This window comes from Candidatus Sulfotelmatobacter sp. (genome assembly GCA_036500765.1).
Classification (GTDB): domain Bacteria; phylum Acidobacteriota; class Terriglobia; order Terriglobales; family Acidobacteriaceae; genus Sulfotelmatobacter.
This window is the reverse complement of record DASYBM010000015.1, coordinates 126,355-143,444: the sequence shown is the minus strand read 5'-3', so window position 1 is coordinate 143,444 and position 17,090 is coordinate 126,355. Positions and strand designations below refer to the sequence as shown.

The following is a 17,090-nucleotide window of genomic DNA, read 5'->3' as shown; positions in this document are numbered from 1 at the left end:
ACGACCAATCCCATGACTGACCGCCAGATCCGCCGAGTTCGAGTGATCGACTCCCACACCGGCGGCGAGCCCACTCGCGTGATTGTGAGCAGCGGCCCCGATCTTGGCACTGGTCCACTCGCCGCACGCCTGGAGCGCCTTCGCCGCGACCACGACGATTTCCGTTCTGCAGTCGTCAATGAACCGCGCGGCTCCAATGTGATGGTCGGTGCATTGCTCTGCAAACCAGTCGATCCCGCTTGCGCCGCCGGCGTTATCTTCTTCAACAACGTGGGATATCTCGGCATGTGTGGCCACGGCACGATTGGCTTGATTTCGACTCTCTCCTTTATCAAACGGATCGAAGCGGGAGAGCACCGCATTGAGACTCCCGTGGGAACCGTGAACGCCATCCTGCACCCGGACGGCGCAGTCACAGTGAACAACGTTGCCAGCTATCGCCTGTCGGCGAACATCGAAGTCGATGTCCCGCGCTACGGCAAGGTGCGTGGCGACGTGGCCTGGGGAGGAAACTGGTTCTTCCTGGTTCGCGACGAAATGCAAGACCACGGAATGGAACTATCGCTTAGCAACATCGACAAACTCACCGACTTCACTTGGGCGATTCGCCAGACTTTACGGCAGCAGAGAATTACCGGGGCAGAGAATCGGGAAATCGACCACATCGAGTTATTCGGGCCGTCCCGTCTGCCTTCGGTCGACAGCAAGAATTTCGTTCTCTGTCCGGGCAAAGCTTACGATCGTTCCCCCTGCGGCACGGGAACCAGCGCCAAGCTGGCCTGCCTGTACGCAGACGGAAAGATTCGCAAAGGCCAAGTCTTGAGGCAAGAGAGCATTGTCGGAAGTGTCTTCGAAGGCAGCGTTACGGTGCGGGACGGACAAATTTATCCCAGCATTAAGGGCGTTGCTTTTGTAAATGCCGAAGCAGAACTCGTGCTGGATTCGTGGGATCCATTCTGCATGGGCATTCGGGCATAAAGCAATGAATGTAGCGGACCTCAGCCGGCATTTTCAGACTCTCTTTCAAGATCGTCCCCGCATCTTCCGCGCTCCCGGGCGCGTCAACCTGATCGGCGAGCACACCGACTATAACGATGGATTTGTCATGCCCGCCGCCGTCGCTTTCTCGACCTATGTGGCAATCGCGGGGCGCCCGGACCATACACTCGTAATCCACTCCGAAGAGTTTCCCGGCAATTTCGAGTTCGATCTCAATAGCCTTCCTGTGCTGCGCACCGGCGAGTGGTGTGACTACGTCCTCGGTGTCGCGATCATGCTACAGAGACGGGGCGTCCAGTTTTCCGGAGCGAATCTTCTCGTTCACGGCGATGTCCCGATCGGCGCGGGACTCAGTTCGTCTGCCGCCGTTGAAGTTGCTTCAGCCCTTGCACTGTTGTCGATGAGCAGCGGCGAAACGAAACTGCCGCTACCCGAAATCGCCCGGCTCTGCCAGCAGGCCGAAAACAGCTTCGTCGGTGCGCGTGTCGGCATCATGGATCAGTTCGTCTCCTGCTTGGGCAAAGCAGGGTATGCGCTGCTTCTCGATTGCCGCTCGCTCAAGTATCAACCGGTTCCCATTCCCGCCGGCGTTCGCCTCGTGGTTTGCAACACTATGATCAAGCATGCTCTGGCGACTGGGGCGTATAACACTCGCCGCGAAGAATGCGAAGCAGGAGTCAACTATTTCGCGAAATTGGATCCCAGGATTGGCGCGCTACGCGATGTCTCGCAGGAATTGTTGGAGGAGCATGCCCAGGCGCTTCCAATGACAGTCGCCAAACGATGTTCGCACGTCGTCCGCGAAAATCAGCGCACCCTCGATGCCGCCCGTGCGTTCGCGGAAGGCGATTTAGGTCGGGTCGGAGACTTGATGCGCGAATCCCATTGCAGCCTGCGCGATCTCTACGAAGTCAGTTGCCGGGAGCTCGACATTATGGTCGACGCGGCCGAAGGCTTGCCCGGATTCTGCGGTGGCCGCATGATGGGCGGCGGCTTCGGTGGATGCACCATCAATCTCGTCCACGAAGAAAGTACCGACGACTTCGCGCAAGAAATCGTCGAACGCTATCTGCGCCTGACCGGAATTGCCGCCCAAGTCTATCTCTGCACCGCAGAAGATGGCGCCGGAGAACTTAACTAGAGCTGGTGTGGTTCGGACTCCAGCCCTGCAACTTCACCAGCCAATTCGCCGGTTCCGGAAGAATAGCGAACTTCGGCAACTCTCCGCGGACCATCGCCACTTCATCGCAGCAGTGAAACCGCGGGCAGGCGTGGCAATCTTTGTAGATCTTGTCAGGCAAGTCTTCGCGTTGAGCGACCGAGAACCCTTGACCCGCGAAGAAATCCGGCTTGCGCGTGAACAGGCAAATGCAACCCACCCGATGACGCCTGGCCTCGGCCAGCAAAGCCTTCACCAGGCGTCCGCCGCCGCCTTTGCCTTGCGCCCACGGAGCTACGGTGATCGAGCGAATCTCGGCCAGGTGTGTGCCATACAGGTGCAATGCGCCGCAGCCAATAATGCGGCCGTCGTCTTCGAGCACAACGAAGTCCCTGACGTTCTCGCAAATTTCGGGCAACGTGCGCGGCAGCAGCGTGCCGTCACCGGAGTATGCCGCAATCAACTCGTGAATCTGGTTTGCGTCGGGCAGAATCGCTTTACGCGTGCGCATGGGCCTCCTCGCGAAGTATCTCGATCTTTTTTCTCGTCGTCTGAATTGCACTCCGCACGCGGCTGGGAGCCGTGCCGCCCGCAACATCGTGTACCGCCAGCACCGAAGCCAGTTTCAGCGCGTCGTAGAAATCCTCATCAAACGCAGGGCTGATCGCTCGCAGATCGTCCAGCGGCAACGCTTGTAGTTCGCAGCTACGCTCGATACAAATCTGCACCGCCTTGCCAATCCGTTCATGCGCATGCCGCGACGGCATGCCCCGCTTCACTAGATACGTTGCTGCGGCCCACGCATTCATCGACCCCGATTGGGCGGCCTCCTGCATCCGTTCCCGATCAAACTCAACTGCTTTCATCCATCCCGTGATCAGTGGCAACATTTGCAGAAGCTGGTCGCAGGAGTCGAAAAGTGGTTCCTGGGTTTCTTGCAAATCCTTGTTGTAGGCCAGCGCCAGGCCCTTCACCGCAACCATCAGAGCGATGGCATTTCCCACGAGACGCCCACTCTTGCCCCGCACTAACTCCAGCAAGTCCGGATTTTTCTTCTGCGGCATCGCGCTACTGCCTGTCGAATAAGCTTCTGGCAGAATCACAAATGCATATTCCTGCGACGATAACAAAATCATCTCCTCAGCCCAGCGGCTAAGATGCACCGCGAGTACCGACAGCACATTGACGAACTCGAGTGCGAAATCCCGATCGCTGGTAGCGTCAATACTGTTGGCCGTTACGCTGTCGAATCCCAGCGCATTCGCCATCAAGCCGCGGTCGAGTGGCAAAGTCGCACCGGCAACCGCACCCGATCCCAGCGGACAAAGATTCAAGCGCTTCCGGCAGTCCGCCAGCCGTTCCGCATCTCGCAGAAACATTTCCACATACGCCAATAGCCAATGCCCGACCAGAACCGGTTCCGCTCTTTGGAGATGCGTATAGGCGGGCATGGCCGCGTCCCCGGCCTGTTCTGCCCGATCGGTGATTACGCCGCACAACTCGGCCAGTTCCTGCCGTAGTTGATCGATCGCCGCTCGCACGTAGAGACGAAGATCCGTCGCAATTTGTTCATTGCGGCTGCGGCCGCTGTGCAACTTGTATCCCGTTTCGCCGATCAGCGCTACCAGTTGCTTCTCGACGAAATGATGCACATCCTCCGCTTCGTCATCGTGTAGAAATGCGGGCGCGGCCGCTTTGTCGCCGATCTGCCCCAGGCCCTGCAAAATGCAAATCAGTTCGTCGGACGAGAGGATGCCCGCCGCTTTGAGCGCCCGCGCATGCGCGTTGCTGGCCATCAGTTCGCATTTCAGCAAACGTCGGTCAAAACTGAACGACCGCTGCCAGCGCTCAAAATCAGGATCCAGCGCCTGCCGGAACCTTCCCGACCACATCTTCATCGCGCGACCTCCAGGCGAGTCTTGGCGCGGGACCGCGACGGCAAGCCCAGAATGCGAATAAATCCGGCCGCATCCTTCTGGTCGTAACTGTCGCCCATGGTGAAGGAAGAAAGATCAGTACGGTAAAGAGAATGCTCCGACTCGCGGCTGACCACCGACACGTTTCCCTTGTACAGCGAGAGCGTCACGCTGCCCGTCATTTCTTTCTGCGTGCTTTCGACAAAGGCATCGAGTGCCTCGCGCAGCGGCGTAAACCACAGGCCGAAGTAAACGATCTCCGCATACTTGAGGCCGATGTGTTCTTTAAAGTGGGCAACCTCGCGCTCAAGGCATAGAGCCTCGAGTTCGCGATGAGCCGCAATCAGCAAAGTCCCGCCGGGAGTTTCGTAGCATCCCCGCGACTTCATTCCAACAAATCGGTTTTCGACCAGGTCGATGCGGCCAATCGCGTTGCGTGCCCCAATTTCGTTCACCAGTTCGACCAGAGACACAGGATCCATTTTCATCCCGTTCGCCGAAACCGGAATTCCTTGCGCGAAGCCGATGTTTACTTCTTCCGCCTTATCCGGCGCGTCCTGCGGCGATCGCGTAATTTGCCACGTCGTCGGCAACGGTGCATTGCCGGCATCTTCCAATTCGCCGCCTTCATGGCTGATGTGCCATAAATTTCGGTCGCGGCTATGAATCTTCTCGCGGCTCGCCGCTACTGGAATCCCGTGCGTCTCCGCATAATCGAGACAGTCTTCACGCGACTTCAAAGTCCACTCCCGCCACGGCGCGATGATCTTCAACTCCGGAGCCAGCGCCTGGTAGGTCAATTCAAATCGCACCTGATCGTTGCCCTTGCCGGTGCAGCCGTGCGCAACCGCCGTCGCCCCTTCGCGCAGCGCCACTTCGACCTGATGCTTCGCAATCACCGGCCGCGCCAGCGACGTCCCGAGCAGATATTTGTGCTCGTAAACCGCTCCGGCCTTCAGAGCAGGGAATACATACCCAGTGAGAAACTCTTCGCGCAGGTCTTCAACGATCACCTTGCTGGCGCCCGTCTTGTAAGCTTTCTCAACCACGGCTTCAATGTCATCGCCCTGGCCAACATCGCCAACCATCGCGATGACGTCGTAGGAATAGTTTTCCTTCAACCAAGGAATAATGATCGACGTATCTAAACCACCGGAATAGGCAAGAACAACTTTCTCAGGCATGAGCGCTCCTAACGGGCAGGCGCACCGCGCCACCCAGCAATAAATAAAGTATAGATTTCTGCACGTGCAGCCGGTTTTCCGCCTGCTCGAAGATGACCGAATTCTCGGAGTCCATTACCTCGTCGGTAACTTCCTCGCCCCGATGCGCGGGCAAGCAGTGCATAAAAGCCGCATGTGGCGCGGCGTCTGCCATGAGTTGCCGATTCACCTGGTAAGGTTGAAATATTTCAGCGCGCTGCGCCGCTTCTTGCTCCTGCCCCATACTCGCCCACGCGTCGGTATAGACTGCGTCCGCGCCGGCAACCGCCGCGCGAGGATCGGTAAACAACTCAATTCCAGCTCCGGTCTGCTTCGCAATCTTCCGAGCATCGGCAACAATCTGCGCATTCGGTGCGTAGCCCTTCGGCGTCGCGACCCGGATCGAAGACCCGAGGCACGCGCACGTCAGCAAAAGAGAATGCGCAACGTTATTGCCGTCTCCCACATACGCCAGCGAAATCTTCTTGAGATCGCCATACCTTTCCTGCAACGTAAAGTAATCGGCCAGCGCCTGGCATGGGTGCTCCAAATCGCTGAGCGCGTTGATCACCGGAACCGACGCGAAGCGAGCCATGCCTTCAATGGTTTCCTGCGCGAAAGTCCGCAGCACAATTACATCCACCCAACGTTCGAGATTGTGCGCGATATCGCTCAGTCTTTCCCGGGCATCCAGCCGGCTCTGCGACTGATCGACGAACATCGCCGTCCCGCCCAGGCTCGTCATTCCCGCTTCGAACGTCAGTCGCGTTCTGAGCGACGGCTTCTCAAAGAACATCACCATCTGTTTGCCCGCTAGCGACCGCTGGAAAACCGAGGGTCGCGATTTCATGAGCTCCGCCAGATGCAGCACGGCCTGCACGCCCTGCGGCCCAAGATCCCGGGTCGATACCAGGTCCGGGCACCAGAAGACGCCAGGAAATGTTTCCGCCGCCGCCGTACTATTTTGCAACGCTCTGCTTTGCGATGAACTGTTCAACTCTCACTCCTGTCTCGAAACTCCATTTCCGCGTTCGCTGCTGTGTGACTTCCTAAACTGCGTCTGTCATCCTGAGCGCAGCCGTTTTTCAGGCGGAGCGAAGGATCTCCGGCCGGAACCTGCCTCGCGCGTAAGCCGAACTGCAGCATCCCTCGCGTTCACGCGCAGGTGACCTCGGTGCCGCAATTCAATTTCGTGAGATAGAACTGCGGCAGCGTCTCCGCTTCCGCCGCAGGCAATATCCGCACCCGGCCCACTCCCTGCTTCAACGCCTGGCGGCAGGCCTCCAGTTTGGGCAACATGCCGCCGCTGACGACCGATCCGTCGGCCAGATCCTGTGCCTGTTTCGTATTCAGCCACGGAATCACGCTGCCTTCGGCGTCTTTCACTCCCGGCACATCAGTGAGAAAAATCAGCGCGTTGGCATGGCAGGCCGCCGCGCACGCCGCCGCCATCTCATCCGCATTCACGTTGTAATACTCGCCGTCCGCTCCCAGCGCCAGCGAAGCGAGAACCGGAATTCCTCCCTGCTGCCATAACGCTTCGATCCAGCACGGCTCCGCGAAACAGATCTCGCCGACAAATCCCAGATCGTTGCCGCGAATCTGTTTTCGCCGCGCACGAAATGTCATACCGTCGCCGCCGCAGAATCCCACCGCCGGCATTCCCGCCGCCTGAATCGCCGCCACGACTTTCTTGTTCACCATTCCGCCCAGCACCATCAGCGCGACATCGCGCGTCTCAGCATCGGTCACGCGCAACCCGCCGATGAATTCACTTTGCTTTCCCAGTTGCTTCAGAACCCGCGTGAGCGCGCTGCCGCCGCCGTGAACCACAACCACGCGGTGACCATCCTGCGCGAGTTCCGCAATCGCGCGCGCGCATTTGCGCAGTGTGGCCGCATCCTCGAGCGCCGCTCCTCCAATTTTGATCACGATTGTCATTGCAGTCCCTCGTCTTCCCCCCATCCATACATCAGGTTCATATTCTGCACGGCTTGTCCGGCGGCACCTTTCAAAAGATTGTCGATGCACGAAATCAACACCAACCGCCTTCCGTCTTCCGCCAGACAAAACCCCAGATCGCAGTAGTTTGTGTGGAGACAAAACTGCACCTGCGGCAGCTTCGGCGTTTGAAAAACCCGTACCCATCGCTTGCCCGAATAAAAATTGCGAAAGCACGATTCGACTTCCAGCGGTGTCATCTCCCGATTCAGATGCAAATAAATCGTCGACAGAATGCCGCGTGGAATCGGAAGCAAGTGCGGAGTAAAAATCAATTCCGCCGGACCTAGTGCGAGTTGCTCGACGATTTCTCCAACGTGCCGATGACTGAAAACCGAGTAGGCGGACAGATTGTCAGCCACCGATACGAAGTGCGTCTGCGCGGAAGGTTCCTTACCTGCTCCCGAGACTCCAGACTTCGAATCGGATACGATTCCGCGACTGCGATCCACCACTCCAGCCTTAAGCAGCGGCGCCAATGCCAGGATCACAGATGTGGCATAGCATCCGGGATTAGCCACCAGCGTGGCATTCCCAACGCGATCGCCATTTAATTCCGGCAACCCGTACACCGCTTCCTCCGTGAGTTCCGCAGCCGTCACCGCATCCGCGTCCTGAAAGTTGTAGATCGCGCGATGCTGCTCCTGCTTCAACCGCCATGCGCCGCTCAAGTCGATTACTCGCAGTCCCTGCGCGAGCGCCTGCGGCACCAATTCGCGCGACGCCTCGTGCGGCGTCGCCAGAAATAACAGTTCCACTCCATGTTGTTTGAGCTTGGACCACGAGAGCGAATGCAAGGGATAGCCGCCATTTCCGGAAAGAGCCGGAAATACCTCGGCCAAATCCGGCACGCTGCCGTCGCTGCCAGGCCGACGAAGCAATACCGGTTTCTCCAGCCGTGGATGACGCACAAGAATGCGCGTCAGCTCCACCCCGGAATACCCGGTCGCGCCCAGCACTGCGGTTTTGAACTTTGCCGTCATCGTCTTTGCCAACATCAGTCTTCGCCAGTCTCAGCCCAGCATTTCCTCAAGTCGCCCCGCCAGCTTTCGGGCATCGTCTCTGTCGGGACACACGATCAGGATCGTGTCGTCGCCGGCGATCGTCCCAACTACTTCGCTCCAGTCCGCTTCATCCAGAGCCGCGGCCACCGGTTGCGCGCTGCCGACAATAGTTTTGATCACGAGCTGGTTCTGCGCCGACCGAATGTCGAGTACAAATTCCCGCACTAGCCGCGACACCGGAGGCAGCGCCAGACCCGCGGAATTGTCGCCATGAGGCAGCGCATAACCTTGCGGCGTCTTGCTCAGATTCAGATCGCGAATGTCGCGCGACAAAGTAGCCTGCCCGACCTTGAACCCGCGCTTGCGCAGGAGCCTTTGCAGATCGTCCTGGCTGGCGATGGACCCGTGCTTCAGCACCTCCAGAACCGCCCGTTGCCGCAGTGTTTTATTCATCATGAATAAGTATTCATGCTAATGCATAAATATGTTTCTATCTTACGGCCCTGCTCCCAGATGTCAAGGGAAAATCCGGTCCGGAGTTACTTTAGGAGCCACTTTCCCTGATAGACTGCTTCGCGGTCGGCTCGCGCCATCGCAAGCGCTATGCCGCACCGGAGAACGAATGAAATCGAAGCCGACGCTGATGGCGGAGTTGATCGCCGAGTTCCTCGGCGCCTTTGTGCTGATGCTCTTCGGCATCGGAGTCGTCGCTATGGTCGTGCTCTTCCCGACCAATATTCCCGGTGAGACCATCCACGGCGGCTTCACCAACATCACTCTCGGTTGGGGCCTCGCCGTGACCATGGGCATTTACATCGCAGGCAAGATTTCAGGAGCGCACCTGAATCCCGCGGTAACGCTCGCGCTCGCGGTTTTTCGCGGGTTTCCCTGGCGCAAAGTGCTGCCCTATTGCATCGCTCAAACCGTGGGAGCTTTCGTCGCCGCTGCGCTCGTTTTCGCCAATTACAATCCCGCCTTTCACCAGGTCGATCCGAACCTGGACCATACCGCCGGAGTCTTCACTACATTTCCAGCCTTCCCCGCCATGCCGCAAGCGGGTTTTCTCGATCAATTCATCGGTACCGGCCTGCTGGTCCTTCTGATCTTCGCGATCACCGACGAATTCAACGTGCCGCCCGGCGCGAATCTTGCTCCATTAATGATCGGTCTGGTCGTGGTTGCGATCGGCATGAGTTTTGGCGGCATGCATGGCTATGCCATCAATCCCGCGCGCGATTTCGGCCCTCGGCTCTTCACGGTGTTTGCCGGGTTTCGGAACAACGGCCTCACCGACGGAACCCGCGTGTGGTGGATTCCCGTCGTCGCCCCGCTACTCGGAGGCTTGGCCGGAGCCGCCGTCTACGATCTCGGCATTCGGCGTTTCTTGCGGCCCCAGTAAAATGCTCGTTCGCGCCAACCGCAGTCGAAGCATACGACGAGAGAGGAATTTCGGTGCAATTTGTCTTAGCGCTCGATCAAGGCACAACCAGTTCGCGAGCTTTATTGTTCGATCGGCAAGGCTCAGTGCGCTCGGTCGCGCAACGGGAATTTGCTCAAATCTTTCCGCAGCCCGGATGGGTCGAGCACAATCCCGACGAGATCGCATCCTCCCAAATCGAGGTTGCTCTCAAGGTTCTGGCGCAAACGGGCGCGCACGCCAACGATGTCGCAGCCATCGGCGTCACTAACCAGCGCGAAACCACGATCGTCTGGAATCGCGAGACCGGCATTCCTGTGTACAACGCGATCGTCTGGCAGGATCGTCGCACCGCCGATTTCTGCGAGCGCCTGCGCAGCCAGGGCCACGGCCCGCTGATCCAGCAGCGCACCGGGTTGCTGATCGATTCCTATTTTTCCGCCAGTAAAATTTCCTGGATCTTACAGAACGTCCCCGGTGCGCGTAGTCTGGCCGAATCGGGCAAGCTTGCCTTCGGCACCGTCGACACCTGGCTCTTCTGGAAGCTCACCCGGGGACGTCTTCACGTCACCGACGCCAGCAACGCCTCGCGCACCATGCTCTTCAATATTCATACCGGCGCCTGGGATCGCGAATTGCTCGATTTGTTTCAAATTCCCATTTCGATGATGCCGTCTGTGCACGCCTCCAGCGAAATCTACGGCGAGACCAGCGTAACCGGCCTGGAGAAAATTCCTCTGGCCGGCATTGCCGGCGACCAGCAGTCGGCGCTGTTTGGACAACGATGTGTCCGTCCCGGCCTTACCAAAAATACCTACGGCACAGGTTGCTTTCTGCTACAGAACACCGGGCGCCGGGCGGTGCCGTCATCGAATCGTCTGGTTACTACGGTTGCGTGGAAAATCGGAGATGTCACCGAGTACGCGCTCGAAGGCAGCGTCTTTGTGGGCGGCGCGGTCGTGCAGTGGCTGCGCGATGGCCTGGCCCTGATTCGCCGCTCGGAAGACGTCGAGGCGCTTGCCATGTCGGTGCCCGACAATGGCGGTATCTATTTTGTGCCTGCCTTCGTAGGCTTGGGCGCGCCGCATTGGGATTCTTATGCGCGCGGCTCCATCTTTGGACTCACGCGCGGAACCACGGCCGCACACTTGGCCCGCGCTGCGCTGGAGAGCATCGCTTATCAAGTTGCCGATCTGCTCGACGCCATCCATCTCGATTCCGGTGACGCTGTGCCGGAACTTCGCGTCGACGGAGGCGCCGCGGCCAATAACAGCCTGATGCAATTTCAGTCCGACATTCTCGGCGTGCCCGTCGTTCGTCCGGCTGTGACCGAAACCACGGCGCTCGGCGCCGCATACTTAGCCGGCCTGGCGGTCGGCTTCTGGAAGCCCGAGGATCTCAATACCGCCGCGACCCAAGATCGTCGCTTCGAACCGCAACTGCCAACGTCCCAGGCGCGCATACTGCGCAACCGTTGGAACGAAGCCGTCGCGAGATCGAAGAACTGGGAGTCGAGTTCGTAAGTAGCGCCGCCGTCCCGGCGGCTGTCCGGCGGGCGACCCGCCTGCCGCGCCGTAAGCAAGTGAATCTCAAAAGATCCTGGCATGGGTGCCCCGATTCTTTCGCGAGAAGTTCGAGCGGCGTTCGCCGCCAATGCGTGCTGAACGAATCCGAACGGATGGCGGCGCTACTCCGCTTCATACCAAAACACAGCGCCCTTCGTAATCGGCGGCAGCGCGAAACTTACTGCATCTCCGTGACGCGTCCCCTTAACCGTCTGCACCTCGCCAAGAAACGGTAGAAAAAATCCCTTGCCCTCACCCTTCGATTCGACGCTGACTTCCACGCCGGTTTCCGGCGCCTGCACAGGATTCGACCCTCCTCGCAGCCCGCTAAAGTTGGCAAAGAAACAGTTGATGTGGCCGTCGGAGGTGCGGGCAATCGACGTCGCTACCTGCGGCCCAGCTTTAATCTTCACCGCGCTTCCACCCTGCAAGCTGTCGAAAAAGTCCCGCTGAGAATCCGGCGACGCGCTTTCAAAATCTTTTTCTAGCGAAGCGTTGTAGGCCCGGCCGGGACATGCTGGAAACCGGATGATATTTTTTGAACTAGATCCATCCGCGCTACTCAATCCAGTCGCATCCGTTCCCGTAATTACCAGCGTCTTCCCCTGCCCCGCGAAATCCTGCAACCACTTCTTCTCGGTCTCTCCGAGCACGCGCACGTCGGGTAAAACCAGCGTCTTGCCGTGAAAATCCGCCAGCGTCCGCGGCGTCACAATCTGAAATTCAAGATGCTTCTGCATCAGCAAAATCAAGATTCCACGATACGAGGCAATAAAATCCTTCGCATAAAAATTCCGCGTCTCCGGCGAGAAGTAAACTCCAATCGGATCCACCGGCGACCGAGGCAAATAAAATGTCTTCTCGTGCGCCTGAATCCACGAAAAGATTTCCCTCTGGGTCGGCAGATCGTTCGATCCCGCCATGGAATGTCCCGGCGCGTCCCAGAAATTGGCCCCTGCCATGATCTGCGACATCGCCAGATTTTTCATCGCTTCGCGGGCATCCACCTTCTTGTCGCCGTCCCACGAGTAATTCAAAATCCACGTCGCCTTTCCCTGCGCAAACGCGCGAAACGAATGCATGCCCACCTGATAGCGGAACCAGTCGAGCGGCGTCCGCGACGAAGCCATGTGATCGCCGCTGCCGAATTCGTATTCGTGCGCAATCGCGTCCACCACCGCATACAGGCTGTAAACGTCGGCGCCCACCCGCGCCGCTTCTTCTTCAATCCCCGGATAAATCTCCGGAATCGTCTTGATCTTCGGATTTACCGCCTTCGCCGTATGGTCAATCTCCGCCATGAAATCCGTGAAGGTCTGAATCCTGAACTCGATCCACTTGCGGAACGCGGGATCGGAAAAATCCCCCAGCTTCACATCGTGCTTCGCATCCAGCCCGGTCTGCCGCTTAAACGCCGCCACGGTGTAGTCATCAAAGCTGGCCCACGTATTTTCCCAGCCGTCGAAGTGCGTCATCCAATAGGGAATGTCCACGTAGATGCCGTCAATCCCCGTCGCCGCGATCTGCCTAACCCGTTCCATGTAAGTTTTCCGCCACTCCGGCGCATAAGGACTCACCCAAACATCCTCGTCGCCCTTTCTGATCCAGAAGGCGGTCCCGCCGCCGAAAATGGCAGGCGTGCCCGAGATGTTGCGTTGCAGCCAGTCCGGATGATCTTTGAATAAAGTATGCGGAGTCTGATCGGCGTGTGCGGTAATGCACTCCGTCCCCGCAATGTAGACAAAAGCGTAGTTGCCGGCGGTGTGCGCCGCCTCGGCAACTTCGCGGATCGCCTTCAATTTTTCTTCGGGATGCAGAAAACTCTCATAACGCCCGGGAATATCGTTGTCCACTTCAATCCCGAACACCCCGCTTTCCTGCGCGCGCCGCACGATCTGCTGCGCATCACCGCCTTTCAACCCGTAGGCGCCGATGCGGACGTAGTTGGTCCAGTCCTGAGGGATCGAATCATCCTGGGCGGGGATATTCTGTGCGAGCAGCGCCAGCCCGCACGCCGCACACGCCAACAAACCGAATAGCGCCGGTCGAAATCTCATAACAGAATCAATTGGAAGAGCCAGGCCAACGCACCAGCTGACCTTTTAGAACTCAAACCGCAATCCAAACTGGAAAAACCGCGGCGTTTCGAGAACCGTTCCGTTTACGGTATCGCCGGTAATCGTCCCGAATAGACCGTCGCCGACGGACGAATTCGGCTGCGCGAAACGCGGGTGATTGAGCAGGTTGAATATCTCCGCCCTCACCTCCAGCCGCATCCCTTCCTTCGGCACAAACGACTTGTAAAGATTCAGATCCATGTTGTGAATGCCATCGACGCGCAGCCCGGAAAAATAGCGCGGAGCATTGCCTGGAACCTGGTCGCCAGGATCGGCAAAGCAGTTCGGGTTCAAAAAGGTAGGCGTGCTCGTCCCCCCACCCACGTTTTCCCATTGCAACGCCACAGTGTGCATGCTGACGCCGGTTTTAAGTTGGGGGCAGATGACTTCAGGGCGTTGCGTGCCGTTGGCCAGACGAGCGTTCGACATGGCGAGGGCCATGGGCTGTCCCGACTGTTCTGTAATCAGCGTCGCGATCGACCAACCGCCGATCACGCCATCCAGCACACGATTCATGTCGCCGCCAATCCATTGTTTGCGCCCGATCGGCAGATCGACAACTACGGCGGCCGCGAGCCGCTGCGGGGTGTCATTGGCGCTTATGCTGCGTTCGGCACCCAGGTTGTCCAGTTGTTGTGGAATGCCGGCGCCCAGCGCTCCCACCCAGTTGTTCCGGCCCGCCGAGGAATCGTCGGTCGCCTTCGATATCGTGTAACTGCCCTCGAAACTGATGTGGTGCGTCGTCCGCTTCTGAAAGCGAATCTGTACCGCGTTGTACCAGGAGCTGGCTGACTCCAGCATCAAGCCTTCGAAGTCCTGAGCGAATTGCGGATACTTACTGATCAGATATGCCAGCGGCAGCGTCGACTGCCCATAGTTCGAATTGGGTTCGTTGAAGCAGGGGTTAGTCGCGCTGGGCACGCATCCGGCGTTGAACATGCCATAAAAAGGGTTGGCGACCTGGCTTTGAAGAAAGTTACTCACGCAACTATCAGCCGAGCACGTCGAGTCGGTGGGTGTCACGGCCGCCGTAATCTGCGCCAGCAGAGCCGATGGGATGTAGTCTCGGTTGTTCGTTCCCGACCAGGGAAGATGAGCGCTGCGATTGGCGGAATAATCCACGCCGAGCACGATCTGGCTGGGGAGCAAGCGCTGGATCCCCACATTCCACTGATAAATCTCGGCGTCCCGCGCCGCCGTCGTGCCTAGATCGTTCGGGTTCTGGTAACCCCAGTTGGCAAACTGCCCGTACTGCTTGCCCTGCGGTCCGGTAAAACCGGCAGGAAATGGATTCTCGAGAGTTGCGGACTGCGTGTCAAAATTGTCGTTGGTGAAAAAAAAGTTGGCGGTCTTGCGAAACGCGGAGCCGGGATATTGGAAATTTGTCGCCGGGCTCATTCCAAAATAAATGCCAGCTCCGCCGCGGACCACCGTCTTCTCATCAAGCTGGTAAGCGAAACCCAGTCGAGGCCCAACATCTTTGCGGTAGGTTGGAACCGTCCTCATGCTGGAAGTAGGGAACTGCGTTGTACCGAGCAACTCCGTGGACGACGGATAATTTAACCCCACCGATTGCAGTGCCGCCTGGACGCTGCTCGTATCGAGATTCACGCCGCTGTCGGCGGTAAAATTGCTGAACTCGATCTGGTTGCCGCGCGAGGTGTAAGGCGAACTCCACTGATAACGCAGCCCGAGATTGACCGTGAATTTCGGGCTCACCTTCCAGTCATCCTGAACATAAAATCCCGTCTCTAACGACCGGTTGGCCACCGACGGAGTCACCACCAGCTGACTCGAGGCGTTCACATTGTCCCCGTAACCAAACGCCAGGCTGGCATAGGGATTGCCGCTGGTATTTCCAAAGGAATCAACGTCATTGTTCGGAGTCGGAGATGTGACGTTATCCGTAAACGTCAAGAACCCGGTCGGATAGTTCGGTTGCCAGAAATTGTTGTAGAAAATTCTCTGTTCTCCCCCGATTTTAATGAGGTGCGATCCTTTGGAAATCACCAGTTGGGACGAGTAGCTCACCAGCGTGTGGGCAAAGCTCGTGTTGATGCAGCACTGATCGTAGAGATTGGTCCAGGGCAGATTCCCCTGCATCAAAAACGTCGGCATCCGATCCAGTCCGTTGGCTTGCTGGTATACGGGCGGCAATCCCGTAGTTCCGCTTGACAGGGAAGCGTTAAAACTGGAGATAGTGGGGATATTGGTGGTCGATAGTTGGTGCACCCGGTCCACCGATACGTGACTCGTCCACACGATTCGCGGGTTAACCGTCCACGTATATTCGAGCGAGCCGTTTTGCGCCACCACCGGGCTGGTGGCGTATCCCCCATTATCGAATCCATCCCCTAGACTGAGCGGGCTCGTGAAGTTGCTCGATCCCCGGCTGTAGCGGCCGCTGATACGGTTGCGGTCGTTGATCTGGTGGTCCACCTTAATATCGAACTGATAGTCCGGTGACTGGGTTGTAGTCGTGTAGTTGTAATTGTTGAATTCGTTCCCGTTGGTCGGTTGGGGATAAAGATTGAGCACCGCCATTCCGATGGGATCCTGTTCGTTTTGTGGAATTACATTAGGTGTCCCAGTGACATTGCCGTTGCAGTCGTATCCCACCTGCGGCCTCGTCCCTCCCGCGCACGGAAGTCCGGCGGTCGGATCGTAAATGTTATTGGTCAAGTTCGAGAAGTCGCCGGTTCGCTCCGCCATGGTGGGTACGGTGACCACCCCGCTAACCGCGCTGGAGTAATGGACTTTTTCAAAGTCCACAAAAAAGAACGTCCTGCCTTTCACGATCGGCCCGCCGAGAGAAAAGCCGCCCTGGTCACGCCGGACGTCAGGTTTGGGATTCGGTTCCGGGTTGAAGAAATCGCGCGCATCCATCTGCGGGCGTTGCAGGAAATACCACCCACTGCCGTGGAAGGCGTTAGTTCCGCTCTTCATAACCATATTTAGGACGGTGCCGCCGTTGTTGCCGAACTCGGCCGAGAAGCTGTTGTTCTCGACCTTGAACTCTTGCATGCTCTCCACCAGCGGCTCGTAGTAAACGTTGGAATTCCCGCCCTCGCCCTGTTCCGGCGCGCTGATCAGGGCGCCATCCAGCCGTACCTCGGCCGTCGCATTGCGCTGCCCGTTCGAAGTGAAATTAGTTCCGGATGGATAGTTATCCGAAGTGCCCGACCCGCTCACTTCGGTCACGCCCGCCGCCAGAAACGTCAGACCAAAGTAGTTGCGGTTCATCAGCGGGATTTCCTTCACGTATTCACTGGTGATATCCGTCCCCAGGGTCGCGCTTTCAGTATCGAGCAACGGAGCAGTTTCCGTTATTTCCATGGTCTGGCTGACGCTCAACGGATGCAGCACAAAATCAACCGTGGTCTGTTGATCCACTTGCAGCACCACGTTTTTCTTCTCCGCGATCTGGAAACCCGCTGCCTGCGCCTTGATGGTGTATACCGACGGCCGCAATTCCGACAGAAAATATTCTCCATGCTCATTGGTCGGCGCCGTCTGCGAAATGTTGGTGCCGTCATTCGTAAGCGTAACGGTCGCCTTGGTCATCACCGCCCCCGATTGGTCCGTCACCACGCCGCGAATCTGCGCCCGATAACTGCCTTGGCCAAATGCGTTCGCCGAGAGCAATAACACAATGAGGAATGCGACGAAATTCCAACCGCTAAGGCAGACACGCATAGCTAGCCTCCAGC

At 58.1% G+C, this 17,090-nt stretch carries 13 protein-coding genes; 4 read left to right on the top strand and 9 right to left on the bottom strand.

Annotation, left to right across the window (positions count from 1 at the left end; genetic code table 11):
* Positions 1-12 precede the first annotated feature (12 nt).
* A complete protein-coding gene (locus tag VGM18_16615) occupies positions 13-978 on the top strand; it encodes a proline racemase family protein (protein HEY3974630.1) in 966 nt (321 codons plus the stop codon).
* Between the two features lie 4 nt (positions 979-982).
* On the top strand, positions 983-2,140 hold the full coding sequence (galK, locus tag VGM18_16610; GenBank protein ID HEY3974629.1) for a galactokinase: 1,158 nt from the start codon (positions 983-985) through the stop codon (positions 2,138-2,140).
* Here galK and VGM18_16605 read toward each other — a convergent pair.
* From VGM18_16605 to VGM18_16575, 7 genes are all read right to left on the bottom strand, one after another.
* Positions 2,133-2,669: an N-acetyltransferase gene (locus VGM18_16605; protein ID HEY3974628.1), complete on the bottom strand. Its 537-nt coding sequence runs from the start codon at positions 2,667-2,669 to the stop codon at positions 2,133-2,135. The two genes, galK and VGM18_16605, sit on opposite strands and share 8 nt — an antisense overlap.
* Positions 2,656-4,056 carry an argininosuccinate lyase gene (argH, locus tag VGM18_16600; GenBank protein ID HEY3974627.1) on the bottom strand — a complete coding sequence of 467 codons (1,401 nt, stop codon included), beginning with the start codon at positions 4,054-4,056 and terminating at the stop codon, positions 2,656-2,658. Before argH ends, VGM18_16605 begins: the two co-directional genes overlap by 14 nt.
* The gene (locus VGM18_16595; GenBank protein ID HEY3974626.1) at positions 4,053-5,258 is read right to left on the bottom strand and encodes an argininosuccinate synthase; all 1,206 of its coding nucleotides are present in this window, start codon (positions 5,256-5,258) and stop codon (positions 4,053-4,055) included. Before VGM18_16595 ends, argH begins: the two co-directional genes overlap by 4 nt.
* A complete protein-coding gene (gene argF, locus VGM18_16590) occupies positions 5,251-6,246 on the bottom strand; it encodes an ornithine carbamoyltransferase (protein ID HEY3974625.1) in 996 nt (331 codons plus the stop codon). The genes VGM18_16595 and argF overlap by 8 nt, the downstream gene beginning before the upstream one ends.
* 185 nt (positions 6,247-6,431) lie before the next feature.
* The gene (gene argB, locus VGM18_16585) at positions 6,432-7,217 is read right to left on the bottom strand and encodes an acetylglutamate kinase (protein HEY3974624.1); all 786 of its coding nucleotides are present in this window, start codon (positions 7,215-7,217) and stop codon (positions 6,432-6,434) included.
* Positions 7,214-8,275 carry an N-acetyl-gamma-glutamyl-phosphate reductase gene (argC, locus tag VGM18_16580; GenBank protein ID HEY3974623.1) on the bottom strand — a complete coding sequence of 354 codons (1,062 nt, stop codon included), beginning with the start codon at positions 8,273-8,275 and terminating at the stop codon, positions 7,214-7,216. Before argC ends, argB begins: the two co-directional genes overlap by 4 nt.
* A 15-nt stretch (positions 8,276-8,290) precedes the next feature.
* Positions 8,291-8,737 carry an ArgR family transcriptional regulator gene (locus VGM18_16575; protein HEY3974622.1) on the bottom strand — a complete coding sequence of 149 codons (447 nt, stop codon included), beginning with the start codon at positions 8,735-8,737 and terminating at the stop codon, positions 8,291-8,293.
* A 166-nt stretch (positions 8,738-8,903) separates the two neighbouring features.
* Here VGM18_16575 and VGM18_16570 point away from each other — a divergent pair, with 166 nt between their 5' ends.
* Positions 8,904-9,680: an MIP/aquaporin family protein gene (locus tag VGM18_16570; GenBank protein HEY3974621.1), complete on the top strand. Its 777-nt coding sequence runs from the start codon at positions 8,904-8,906 to the stop codon at positions 9,678-9,680.
* Positions 9,681-9,733: 53 nt separating this feature from the next.
* Positions 9,734-11,221, top strand: a complete 1,488-nt coding sequence (gene glpK / locus VGM18_16565; GenBank protein HEY3974620.1) for a glycerol kinase GlpK — start codon at positions 9,734-9,736, stop codon at positions 11,219-11,221.
* Between the two features lie 164 nt (positions 11,222-11,385).
* On the opposite strand, the gene VGM18_16560 is transcribed toward glpK, so the two are convergent.
* The gene (locus VGM18_16560; GenBank protein ID HEY3974619.1) at positions 11,386-13,320 is read right to left on the bottom strand and encodes a hypothetical protein; all 1,935 of its coding nucleotides are present in this window, start codon (positions 13,318-13,320) and stop codon (positions 11,386-11,388) included.
* A gap of 45 nt (positions 13,321-13,365) precedes the next feature.
* Entirely contained in the window at positions 13,366-17,076 is a 3,711-nt protein-coding gene (locus tag VGM18_16555; protein HEY3974618.1) for a carboxypeptidase regulatory-like domain-containing protein, read from the bottom strand.
* Between the last annotated feature and the right edge of the window lie 14 nt (positions 17,077-17,090).

Coding starts and splice junctions, on each gene's coding strand:
- VGM18_16560 (HEY3974619.1), bottom strand. CDS start 13,320: ATGAGATTTCGACCGGCGCTATTCGGTTTGTTGGCGTGTGCGGCGTGC.
- VGM18_16605 (HEY3974628.1), bottom strand. CDS start 2,669: ATGCGCACGCGTAAAGCGATTCTGCCCGACGCAAACCAGATTCACGAG.
- argB (HEY3974624.1), bottom strand. CDS start 7,217: ATGACAATCGTGATCAAAATTGGAGGAGCGGCGCTCGAGGATGCGGCC.
- VGM18_16575 (HEY3974622.1), bottom strand. CDS start 8,737: ATGATGAATAAAACACTGCGGCAACGGGCGGTTCTGGAGGTGCTGAAG.
- VGM18_16570 (HEY3974621.1), top strand. CDS start 8,904: ATGAAATCGAAGCCGACGCTGATGGCGGAGTTGATCGCCGAGTTCCTC.
- galK (HEY3974629.1), top strand. CDS start 983: ATGAATGTAGCGGACCTCAGCCGGCATTTTCAGACTCTCTTTCAAGAT.
- VGM18_16595 (HEY3974626.1), bottom strand. CDS start 5,258: ATGCCTGAGAAAGTTGTTCTTGCCTATTCCGGTGGTTTAGATACGTCG.
- argC (HEY3974623.1), bottom strand. CDS start 8,275: ATGTTGGCAAAGACGATGACGGCAAAGTTCAAAACCGCAGTGCTGGGC.
- VGM18_16615 (HEY3974630.1), top strand. CDS start 13: ATGACTGACCGCCAGATCCGCCGAGTTCGAGTGATCGACTCCCACACC.
- VGM18_16555 (HEY3974618.1), bottom strand. CDS start 17,076: ATGCGTGTCTGCCTTAGCGGTTGGAATTTCGTCGCATTCCTCATTGTG.
- argH (HEY3974627.1), bottom strand. CDS start 4,056: ATGAAGATGTGGTCGGGAAGGTTCCGGCAGGCGCTGGATCCTGATTTT.